General features: G+C 55.6%; 11 protein-coding genes and 1 pseudogene. 1 reads left to right on the top strand and 11 read right to left on the bottom strand.

Features of this window, described 5'->3' with window-relative positions; all coding sequences use genetic code 11:
* From JMF90_RS09735 to JMF90_RS09725, 3 genes are all read right to left on the bottom strand, one after another.
* A partial coding sequence (locus JMF90_RS09735; protein WP_236597963.1) for a MotA/TolQ/ExbB proton channel family protein occupies nt 1-708 on the bottom strand: 708 nt, incomplete at its 3' end.
* A 569-nt stretch (nt 709-1277) separates the two neighbouring features.
* Nucleotides 1278-2024, bottom strand: a complete 747-nt coding sequence (locus JMF90_RS09730) for a hypothetical protein (RefSeq protein WP_201325070.1) — start codon at nt 2022-2024, stop codon at nt 1278-1280.
* A gap of 82 nt (nt 2025-2106) precedes the next feature.
* Entirely contained in the window at nt 2107-2865 is a 759-nt protein-coding gene (locus JMF90_RS09725; protein WP_201325069.1) for a hypothetical protein, read from the bottom strand.
* Between the two features lie 457 nt (nt 2866-3322).
* On the opposite strand from JMF90_RS09725, the gene JMF90_RS09720 reads away from it, so the two are divergent.
* Complete coding sequence (locus JMF90_RS09720; RefSeq protein ID WP_155629395.1) at nt 3323-3931, top strand: hypothetical protein; 609 nt, start codon at nt 3323-3325, stop codon at nt 3929-3931.
* Nucleotides 3932-4070: 139 nt separating this feature from the next.
* Here JMF90_RS09720 and JMF90_RS09715 read toward each other — a convergent pair whose 3' ends face one another.
* From JMF90_RS09715 to JMF90_RS40025, 8 genes and pseudogenes are all read right to left on the bottom strand, one after another.
* On the bottom strand, nt 4071-4973 hold the full coding sequence (locus JMF90_RS09715) for a plasmid partitioning protein RepB C-terminal domain-containing protein (RefSeq protein ID WP_060121881.1): 903 nt from the start codon (nt 4971-4973) through the stop codon (nt 4071-4073).
* Nucleotides 4970-5872: a plasmid partitioning protein RepB C-terminal domain-containing protein gene (locus tag JMF90_RS09710; RefSeq protein ID WP_201317067.1), complete on the bottom strand. Its 903-nt coding sequence runs from the start codon at nt 5870-5872 to the stop codon at nt 4970-4972. Before JMF90_RS09710 ends, JMF90_RS09715 begins: the two co-directional genes overlap by 4 nt.
* Entirely contained in the window at nt 5869-7434 is a 1566-nt protein-coding gene (locus tag JMF90_RS09705; RefSeq protein ID WP_201317068.1) for a recombinase family protein, read from the bottom strand. The genes JMF90_RS09710 and JMF90_RS09705 overlap by 4 nt, the downstream gene beginning before the upstream one ends.
* 168 nt (nt 7435-7602) lie before the next feature.
* Nucleotides 7603-8046, bottom strand: a complete 444-nt coding sequence (locus JMF90_RS09700; RefSeq protein ID WP_201317069.1) for a hypothetical protein — start codon at nt 8044-8046, stop codon at nt 7603-7605.
* 619 nt (nt 8047-8665) lie between these two features.
* Nucleotides 8666-8899, bottom strand: a pseudogene (locus tag JMF90_RS09695) (N-6 DNA methylase); the annotation flags it as partial.
* Between the two features lie 138 nt (nt 8900-9037).
* Nucleotides 9038-9688, bottom strand: a complete 651-nt coding sequence (locus JMF90_RS09690; RefSeq protein ID WP_201317070.1) for an HNH endonuclease signature motif containing protein — start codon at nt 9686-9688, stop codon at nt 9038-9040.
* Between the two features lie 4 nt (nt 9689-9692).
* Nucleotides 9693-10043 (bottom strand): nucleotide pyrophosphohydrolase, encoded by a 351-nt coding sequence (locus tag JMF90_RS09685; protein ID WP_043888685.1) that lies wholly within the window; start codon nt 10041-10043, stop codon nt 9693-9695.
* 144 nt (nt 10044-10187) lie between these two features.
* A partial coding sequence (locus JMF90_RS40025; protein ID WP_236597962.1) for a hypothetical protein occupies nt 10188-10401 on the bottom strand: 214 nt, incomplete at its 5' end.

Below are 10401 nucleotides of genomic sequence, written 5' to 3'. Positions count from 1 at the left end.
GGATTGGCTTGCCGACTCCTCTGATGCTTTTACTAGACGTGCCAGGTATTCTTCTCCGGCACCCGCCTCAAAGGAAGCATCAATCGCATGTGCAATTTCTTCCGTACGTCGGTATAGCGAGGCAAGGAGAAATTTTTCGAAGAGCGTGGTTAGCATTGCCGCGGCGATTGCCGAGGCAGACACAAGAAACGCCTCACCCACCGAATGCATAAGTGATTCAAGACTACCGCGCACGGTTGCAGCGTTCTCGCTTACCTGAAACGCGTGAAGGCCTTCTATGAGTCCGCTGAACGTCCCGATAATGCCGATACCAGTGAAAATACCGGGGACGTGCTTAAAAAACTCGGTGCGCAAGCGGCTGTCGACAACAACCTGACTGTTGAAGTACACCTCGGCCGGCGCGGTGGCCCGTACGGCGCGCACGACCATTTGTCCATCCCGCTCTTCCCGCTGGACGTGCAATGATTCGGCATACTCGTTCCATAGATGGGCGAGCCGACGGTCGCTCGCGAATACCGCTTCAAACTGCGACGAGAAGTCTCCGCTTTCGAAGTTTCCGATGCGTCGCTGGATAGCGCGCAGCCGAAGCAGGTGACTTATCGCTGGACCGAAGAAAAACACAACGACAATAACGACAAGGACGGCCAAAAACGCGCCCGTGATAAGTGCAGGCATCGGCACGCCGGCAAGTAATGACTGGATGTTCAACTTCGGTCTCCCCGGCAAAGGGTTTGTTTTCTTATGGCAGCCCAGGCGTGCCCGAAACGCACCGCTGGCAACCCACTGACGCGCCCCTCGTCAGGCACCGACAGGCCGCCGCGTCCATGCGGCTAATATTACGGCATATTCCTCGCGAGGATTAATGGGGAAAGACTCGAACTCGAAGATTCGAGCGTGTTAATGACTGGATTACTACCGCAGGACCTGTTCGACCCGCACAAGTACCTAGCCGCGACCGTGGCGATGGACCTGCCCGGACGTCGCAGTACACTCCGTAGAGCAGGCGAGCAAGGTTCAACACGAGGAGGAGGCGTTGGCGGCTTGAGCATGTCTCGCCGACCAACGTCCGACTGTCGATGCCGTGCCTCAAAGGTTCTTCCTCGGGCTGCGGAAGCACGTCTCCAATTCCGACGGGACGGTCGGGGGCGATGAGCAGAACGTCGCCGACGCCAGGCCGCAGGACTGAGAATTCCTCGGCGTCTGTCCGAGACAACGGCCAATTCACCCTAAATCTAAGCCGCAATTCGCGGCCAATCGCGATTTCTTCTATGCGCTCCTCACTCGCATACCGGACTTTTACGCAGCGACACATCCTCCGAACACGCACGTGCTAATGCGACCTTGATGTCACTCGAATTCGTGGGCGTCCAATAGTCGTCGATAACGATATATGTGTTCGCAAAACGAAGCTTCATGAGCGTTAATCCTTCCGCCACCTTTGCAGTCCATCCGAGCAAAACGTTTGTCGGCTCGGTTTGATATCTGACGTCGACGAGGCTAGCTTCTGGTTTGAGCTTATTCCAATCGACAAGCGGCGGGACCCGAAATGTAATGCGTTGCTTGGGGCGTAGAATCTGCCCGTCCATATCGCGAAAGTCCGCCGCAGGAACCATCGACGTGTTGCCGTACGGCAGCTCAGCACCATGGCTTGTTTCGTGAAGGTACGTTTCGGAGGTCGTAATGAAGAGCGCTTGTGAGCCGAGCTTCGGCATAATGCGCAAGCTCTCAATCCTTTGAGAAATCGAGCTGTCGTTTTCGACCGTAAATTCGTAGCCGGACGAAAGTGATTTCGAGAAGGAGACGATTACTTGACCTTGCAGAAAGTGCACTGCTGCCATCGCTGCCGCAGTCAGTGCGCTCATGCTGACAATTGCTTTCGCTCGCTTGTAGAGAAATTTTATTACGGAGGTCGCGCGGTCCATGCCGGTCGATGGAACCGTATTTGGGGCGGCCGTCGGTTGCGATGATGCGTATCCTCGACGGCGTTGGCCAGCGCCGGAGCGCATCTTTCGAGATTTTTTCATGCGGACCTTCATTGAAGAGTCGGTCTGCGCTGATTTGCGCTAGGTCGCCCAATGTTTCTTGATGGGTGGAAGGTGTGTGCCTCTACCACCCCATCGCAGTAGCCGCGAGTGAACAAGTTGCGGTAAGAATCATCGTGGCTTCACGTCGGCTGTAGACTTCCGGCTGCCCGTTGGAGTCCACGTGATGCGCGAGATGGCTGTAATGCCGGACAGAATCAAAGATGGCCAGTGCTCGCTGAAGTTTTGACTGGTCGCGAATGCGAGCCGGTTTCCTGTCGCGAGCCACGATGACCGAATCTCGCGCGTCGATTTGGGTAGAAAGGCTATCCAACACCTGACGGCAGGTGCTAACGACTGTGTCGTACTCACCCGCCACGAGGTGGCGTCGAGCGGCACGCAACAACTGGGTAACTGCCGTAAACGACCCGCACGAGTCGACGGGAATTTCAACACTGACGACGAACGCGTCCGCGAATCCAAGGTCCCCTATAAGTTCAATCCATTCACTGAGGTTGAGTGGGTACCGCAGCACTTCTTCAACGGGATGCGCGTCTAGTGACGAATGCGCCATCCCCTTGAGGGCGACTTGAAACGTTACTCCACCAGTCCCTCGAAGTTCATCGAGCGCGACGAGCTGGCTTTCGTTGAGGTCGACCAGAAGCAAGGCAGCAGTTTTTCCAGCATGCGGGAAGCGACGTAGGACAATCGGCACCTCGAATCTGCCGCTCGCAAGATAGCGGGTGCCGTCCGACGACGAGATAACACTCACCATCGCGCTGAGTGTATCGATGCGCATTGCTGTGTCGTCGCTGGGTGTGCTGTTGACCACGTGAAATAGCACGCTGAACTTCAGTGTACAGACGCCTAATCCCTTCGCACCAGATAGGCCAGCGATGTGTGGGTCCGCGATAATGTGTGAATGAACATTTAGGCTCATGGGTTCGATTCGAGCAATTGAAATCTAGGGTTACCAGCTACGCTGGCGAACTGCAGCACACGGAATCGCTTGGACCAGTCGGGCCGCCCGTACACCTTAGTAACGATGTGTGTCACCGACCTACTTGATTCTCCTATGTGGCTTGAGTGAATCGCGACGCGCCCAAACACCATATCACAGTGAAGCCTGTATCGAGGTTCACCAACGAGTCTTCTCGGAACGAAGTTCCTACGCCCACGTTGCCAGCCAATTCTCGCTTGTGGCGGCACTCCGACACACCTATGCGCGATGCTAAAGTATCAAGAGAATTGGTCGTTAACTGACCAGCAGGTAACCATAACGTATGCGAAGAAAGGGACAAATGAAAAACGAGTTTATTTGGTGGGAGAAGACCGTCGAGTATGCGTTCGTTCTCGAAACAGCAAGCAAGCTCGACTTTGCTGCCCCGCTTTCTGGCGTTCACGAACGTGCCGGTGACGGCATCTTCGCAAGTGATTCGAAGCTTGTTCTGATTGAATTCAAGCGTGACGAAACTCAACTGAATTCGGAGCGCGATAAGTTTGTCGACTTCGAGCGTGCCGCGGAGACTCTTGGCCCGCGAGGCGGCCATCATTTCATCGTCTTCGGCCGTCAGGTAGTTGAAAATGGTAATGCGAAGCCACATCTGAGTCTTGCTGTGGAAAGGTTTTTCTCTGGGCCTTCACCTAAAGACATGGACGCTATGTTCGAGGCGGGTCTGCCGACGGATAGTTTCAATGTCTATCTGAATGAACTCATCAATTGGAAAAATAAAGACGGCAGAAGCAGTGGTGCAATCGGCGCATCCAATTACGCCTCAGTGTTCGGAATTTCTGCGTCTCAAGGGGTGAAGACCGTAGCTTTGCAGGACTATCTGGTGCGCGAAATGAACTACGTGCATAAGATGGATGAACCACAATCGACACATGTGTTCTCGCCACCAGGGCCTTGAAGTAAGAGTACGGAATTTTCGGGTGCAGAGTTTTGATGCGGAAAGCAGCGTCGTCATTGTGGGTGCAGAAGTCGACGAGATGGCGCTCATCTCGCAGCGCGTCGCACGCAATGTGGACGGTCATTAAGTCAGGCTTCGACTAGGCGACCGCACCGACTTGCTGCTGGTCGAGAGAAATGGTTGCAATGATGGACTCGAATTCCACCATCAAGTCCGGATGGCGCTGGGCAACGTATTGCCGAGCAGGCTCGTTTTCGAGGAGCTTGGCCAGATATCCCTTTGCGAGCACCAAATTCAACACGTCCTGGCCGTATGTCTGTTCCACGAGCTTGTACTGTGCCTGCAGATTGCTCATCTCCCGCTCCATTCTGGCCATCTGCTCCGGGCTAACGCCGTTGAGTTTACGTGGCTTCTTTTCACCCACAAGACGCGCCGCAGGTGTTGCCACCAACAATGCCTCTGCGTAGGCGACTGACACGTTGTTCGCAGCCACCATCAGTTCAACACATTCGACCTGCCGCGTCGGTTTCATTTTGCGAAGCGCGCGGACAAGCTCTGGTGAGAATTGCCGGTCTCCCAGAAGCTCAGCCGCTTCCGGGCAAATGCCGTCGAGCAATGACATCTTCTTCACTATCTGCGACACATTGACGGAAAGAGCTTTCGCCAATCGTTCGGGTGATACACCTCGGTCAACCACACGCCGTATCATGTGATGCTCCTGCACGGTGGATAGGCGATTAACACGATTGTTATAGGTGTAGCTCTCGTCGTCGGTCGCGACAAGACAAGCAACCTGCTCGTGGCCCAACTCCTGGATTGCAAGCAAACGTAGATGCCCGTCTAGCAGGACGTGCTGCCCCGACGATTGGTTCACCGGCGTTACCGAGAGCGGTTCAATAAGGCCCACCTCCTCAATGGAGGCTTTTATCTGCTTGAATTTTCGCGATTCAACCACGAGTGTCGGTACTCTGCGCGAAGGCAAGATGCCGGTGACCGGCAGCGACAATGGCTCGGGGATGAACCCAAGAATTACGCCTGTCATGTGGCACTCCCGCTTGGCCAGACGCGTTCGGCAAGATACTTCGGCAGACTTGCCAGTCCCTCCGCGCGCAACAGGTTAACGAAGTTCTCGTCGGCAAACAGTTGCCGCAATGCGCCGACCACAAATAGCAACCGCTGCTGCGCGAACTCCGCTTTTCTCACCATCGACTTCTGACGCTCGACCTCGCGTTCATATGTCCGCACGAGGCTCGACGTCGTGACGGCGGCGGACTTGCTCGACATATTGTGCGCGGTGCTCTTCCCGAGTGCTTTTCTGCGCTCGATGACGCGGCGAGCACTCATCAGTTGCTTGCCCCGCAATTTTCCCGACTCATAGGCCTCTTGGAGCGCGGCCTGTATTTCAGCGTCGTCGTCGCCGGCACCAACAATCATGAGAGCCGCATTGAGGGGAACGAGGCCTTTCTCCACTGCAACGACAAGTCGCTCTTCTCCCTGGTGCAATAGCGTGAGGATGCCGTGAACGTAGGTCGATGTAAGACCCGTTTTTTCGGCAATGACTTTCGGCGCATAACCCTGCTCCTGCAGTAGCCGAATGCCGGCAAGCCGCTCGATGGGCCGACATTGTCTGCGCGCGATGTTTTCCGTCAGACTCATTACGTACGCATCCTCGTCGCTCACATGCACCACGAGTGCAGGAATAGTCGCTTCCCCTAGCGTGCGAAATGCCTTCAATCGCCCCTCGCCACATACAAGCAGGTATTTTTCTATGCCCCCAGCCGTCACTCGCGGAGTGACCAGGATAGGTTTCTTCAGGCCGATGGTCTTGATATTGTCGACGATTTCGTTGAAGACCCGACCATTGCGCTCTCTCGGATTAATGACTTCAATCTGAGAGACCGGAATCATCCGAATTTCTCCAGGCTGCTGTCGCGAGTTCACGCTACTCTCCTGAGACGAGCGCGCTCGGCCATCCCATACAAGTAGTCCAGCGTGTCAAAGCGATAGCTCTCGAACTCGATTGGATTTTGGTCGGCGAGATGAATGCGCGGCTGCACAAAATCGAGACGCGGCAACAGGTAGTAGTCGAGCGTCGATGCGTTCGCCTGGTCGAGCCGAACCGCAACGGTGATGTCCGGCAGAAGACTCGTATCGAAACGCACCTTCCAATGATTTCGGCCATTGCCATGCGCCTGGCACCGTGCGAGCACAATACAGGCTGTGAACTCGTCATTCACTGTCAGTAGGTCGGTTGCGGTGTCGCGTATCATCGTGCCGCCCAAATCGGCTATTTTCTTCTCCGTCTGCGCGACAATTTCTGGATGCAATTGTCGCAAGAAGCGATTGGTCTCAATGTAACGATAGTCTCGACCAGGAGTGAAACCGACAGTCTGATAGGCACGGATTAAACTGCCAAAGCGATAAACATAGACCGACGTAGAAGGCATGCCGTCTGTTTCGTCAATCACCACGCCAGACAGGAATCCGCGGGCACGGTACAGGTTACGCAATCGCTCAATTAACTCCTCATTTGAGTAGTGACGCGCTCTCGCTCTCATGATGCCCTGAGCGGTATAGAACGTCTCGCTCGGAACGAGTGCCTGAAATGCTCCCTCCTTTCTAATCCACATGTCGGGGGTGTTCATCACGCGCATCTTTTTCAGCTTGAATGACACCCGGTTATATACGTTATTGCCAATGTATTTTTCGTTGGTCAATACCTCCCGTACCGTCGCCCGCGTCCACTCACGGCCAAGGTCAGTGCGCACATTCATGCCGTTAAGGCGAGCTGCAATCTCGTATTCGTCGAGCGATTCGTCGATAAACCAGTTATAGATTAAATTGACGATTCGCACCTCGCTTTCTGGCCCCGGCATCAGGACAACCCTGTCCGTCTGTAGGCTTTTATGTTCGCCTCGATGCAGCTCCGCTTTCATGAGACCGTGCTCGTCGACCAATACTCGGCGCAACCCATAGCCTGCTGGGCCTCCTTGTCGAAAACCCATTTCAATCAAACGACACTGGCCGGCAAACACCTTTGCAGACAGTTCTCGGCTGTACTCGCCGGCCATTGCGCGCTTCACCCCCTTCACAATGGTCGAGACTGGCGACCCGTCGTTCTCGAACTGCTCGGCGCAGTACGCAACCTGAATTCCTGCACGGCGGCAAATGTATTCGTAGTACGCGCTCTCGTCGGCATCCTGGAATCTGCCCCAACGACTCACGTCATAGACGAGGATGATGCAAAAATCAGCCTTTCCATTCGTCACATCAGAAATGAGATTCTGAAGTGCTTGGCGACCGTCGATTCGAAGACCGCTTTTCCCTTCATCGGCATATGTGCGCACGATGTCGAATCCGCGACGGGTTGCGTAGTCTCGAATCCGGTCGCGCTGATTCTCAGTCGAATACTGCTGGTGTTCCGTGGACATGCGGACGTACTCGGCTGCCCGTCCTGCCAGCGAGCTGGCTACGCTTGGTGCACCTGCGCTGTTGAATGACATTCTCCGCTCCACAACTCAGACACTGGCACGCAGCAGGCACCATGCGCAGGGAGAAGCCCGAATGCGGACGCCGCGTCCTCAAGTCGGGGCGTGGCGCTCTAAAGCGAACGGTGACAAGGCAAAGGTAGCAGGCCGGACGCCTACGCGTAACACGTCATCTCTTTGCAATCAGACCGGCGGCGCCGCCGGCGCAGACAACACGGTTATATGGACGGTCCACGCGTCCATCTTTGCAACGTTGGCGTCATCCGCATGGCACAGGACGTAGAAGCCCGAGCCTAGGGACTGCGGACGCCCTGACACGTCCATCTTTGCAATCGCCCTGAAATTCCGCCGTTCGTTGCGCGTCTGCTGCATGCTGCTATTGCGCTCGCGATACGCCGAATGCGAGGCTCGATATTCGCGCCAGTAGCCCGAGTGCCCCGCGCACCACCTGGCCTGCGCCCGTGCCTGGTTGTCGCGATAGTCGCTATCGATACGGAGCCGGTGGTTCTGCCAGTCACGTCGTCGAGCTCGCTGGCAAGATTCCGATGAGCAATAGCGCTGACGGGGAACGTGCGGCAGCGGCACGAACGCGGTGCCACAGGCGAGACAGAGGCGTGGGGATTTCATGAGTGCCCTCCAGGCCAGGTTGCGACGAGCGGACGCCGGCGCCTCGACCAGCCACCGACGGCACTGGCGCGGGACGAGATAGAGAGGGGCTTATTCAGTAGCTGCTTCGTTAATCGGCCAGCGCGATTTGCTTGGCGTGTTTGTAGGCCGGGTCTCCGAAACTTGGACATTTCTTGACCGCCGGCGTGCAAGGAGAGGGTTCGTCCACCAGCACAAATCGCTTAAATTGCCTTGCCGGACGCGCAGTTTTTTGCGGTAGCTTGTACAAAGCTGAGAGAGCGATGCTGGTGGGATAGGACCCGTCCTGTCACAAGCCCAGGCTCGAATCCGAGGTGGTCTGGACGGTTCGTCTCGACTTATGCGTCCATTTTCTCGCCTTATGGGTCCACCCTCAGCTGGAAGCCCTTATCCCGTAAGGCGCATTTTCTCGGGTTATGAGTCTGTCTACAGCGTTGCAGCCGTAGGGCGCCAGAGTATGTGCGACTGGCGCCACAGTTGTGCGACTGGGTGACAGAGTTGGCGCGACTGGCCTACGTCTCGAGATTGAGGCAAGCGCGTGAGCTTGCCTTTCTTCATCTCGGTTGGCAGCCAAGACCTGTCTTGGCCTTGGCGATGCGCATCATGGCAGCATAGGCAGTCCCAGCTCCTTGAGGAATGCGTTGTGGCGCTCGGTGGCCAGTTTGATTTGCTTATCCAACGAAACCAGTTCCGCATGCACTGCCGCGAGATCGATCTGCTCCTCGGCTTCCGCCGTGCTCACGTAGCGCGAGATATTCAGATTGAAATCGTTCTTCTCGATTTCCTCCATGCCCACGCGCCGCGAATAGCGAACCTCCTCCTTTCGGAACCGGTAGCCTCAAGGCTTTGACAGCGATCGGCCATCCACCCCACCGAATCAACACGCGATAAAGCGCAGCCGCAAAGTACGCAAGGAACATCGCAAAGGAAAGCTGTCTCTCGACTGCGACGCCGTTCACTATTGCGATCTGGCTCAAGACTCGGCGCCGAAATGAAGCTCTCTGTGACAATTTGGGCACAACGCGATCGCATTTTCGACCGTATCCTCACCGTCGTCTGCAAGGCGTTGCTTGTGGTGCACCTCAAGGTATGGTGTGCGATCCTTTTTCCGGAGAAACGGAGCACGCAATTTGCAACGCTCACAAGCGCCATTCGCTCGAAGCAAAACTTCCGCAACAACGTCAGCGCTTCGAACGTAGATCTCCGTGACGGCCTTGATCTTTGCGGGCTTTTTGTTGGCCCGTGAGAGTCGCTTCCGGCGTGACGTCGATGTGTCTGCAAGCGCTCGATCCACGTCTTCGTCGAAAGCTGCTCGGCGTGCCTGAAGAGTCTGGAAAACCGCGACCGGCCCCTCATGTTGTGCGAGTTCGAACGTACCGCGCTCTACCCGTATGAACTTCGCCTCGCGTTTCGACGGATCGAAATCGACGCACTGAGGACAATGGTCCTCCACCTTGCGACGCACTGTCGCCTGAAACGTCGCCATGTCTTGATAGTTGTCTGGCAACTCCCCTGACGAGAATTCGACCAGCAGCGCTTCATAGATCTTCTTGTACGGCGCTCTTCCACCCAGTTTTCGCACCACATTCTCAATGTCGCCAACTTTCACGCTGTACTGCGGCATTTACTCAATCCCCGTATTCAGAGTATTTTTGTGATTTTCCGTACACCTTAGCCGGCGGATATTTCTTTTTATTGATTTCAATTTTTTCCAGCGCCGCCTTGTGGAGATCAATCTCTAACCTGTCAGCTAGCAGCACTAGGTACGTCAGAACGTCGGCCATCTCGTGACGGATCGCTATCAGCTGGTCAGCGGAAAGCTCTGCTTTCTCTCCGGAATCAAGCCATTGAAACGGCTCCAGCAGCTCGCTAGCTTCGACGCTCAACGCCGCAGCCAAATTCTTGGGCGTATGGAACCTCTGCCAACCGCGCTCCGCTGTAAACTGACGGAGTACATCGCGAAGCTCTTCCAATTCCATTTTTTTCTCCGCTGCGCCTGCATACGAAGTTCCAATAGAAAGATCCCAGGTCGCCAGGGAATTAGCACCTTCAGCCTATGGAAACAGCAGGATCGTTATAGGAGTTTGGAAAATATCACAATTTCGAGATAAGAGCCCTCTCACTCACCCTAACTCCTCACCAGTGCCCCACGTCGTCTGATACCCCACCGGAAAGCATCGCCGGCCGTTCAGCGACATCACGACCAACAACGCATTGAGCACGAGTGGGGCCCATGCCAGATGTCCCGCACATATTTCCGGCACCTCAAATGCAAAAACCCCCGCCTGGTCGGGCGGGGGTTTCTGGCTTGAGGGAGCCTGACGATTACCTACTTTC

The organism is Burkholderia sp. E168m23 (assembly GCF_016586125.1).
Lineage (GTDB): Bacteria > Pseudomonadota > Gammaproteobacteria > Burkholderiales > Burkholderiaceae > Burkholderia > Burkholderia orbicola.
The sequence above is the reverse complement of the archived record's forward strand: the minus strand, read 5'-3'. Positions and strand labels throughout refer to the sequence as shown.

Excerpts from the sequence above, each read along its gene's own strand:
- JMF90_RS09685 (WP_043888685.1), bottom strand. The coding sequence starts at position 10,043 with ATGGAATTGGAAGAGCTTCGCGATGTACTCCGTCAGTTTACAGCGGAG.
- JMF90_RS09700 (WP_201317069.1), bottom strand. The coding sequence starts at position 8,046 with ATGAAATCCCCACGCCTCTGTCTCGCCTGTGGCACCGCGTTCGTGCCG.
- JMF90_RS09705 (WP_201317068.1), bottom strand. The coding sequence starts at position 7,434 with ATGTCATTCAACAGCGCAGGTGCACCAAGCGTAGCCAGCTCGCTGGCA.
- JMF90_RS09715 (WP_060121881.1), bottom strand. The coding sequence starts at position 4,973 with ATGACAGGCGTAATTCTTGGGTTCATCCCCGAGCCATTGTCGCTGCCG.
- JMF90_RS09720 (WP_155629395.1), top strand. The coding sequence starts at position 3,323 with ATGAAAAACGAGTTTATTTGGTGGGAGAAGACCGTCGAGTATGCGTTC.
- JMF90_RS09690 (WP_201317070.1), bottom strand. The coding sequence starts at position 9,688 with ATGCCGCAGTACAGCGTGAAAGTTGGCGACATTGAGAATGTGGTGCGA.
- JMF90_RS09730 (WP_201325070.1), bottom strand. The coding sequence starts at position 2,024 with ATGAAAAAATCTCGAAAGATGCGCTCCGGCGCTGGCCAACGCCGTCGA.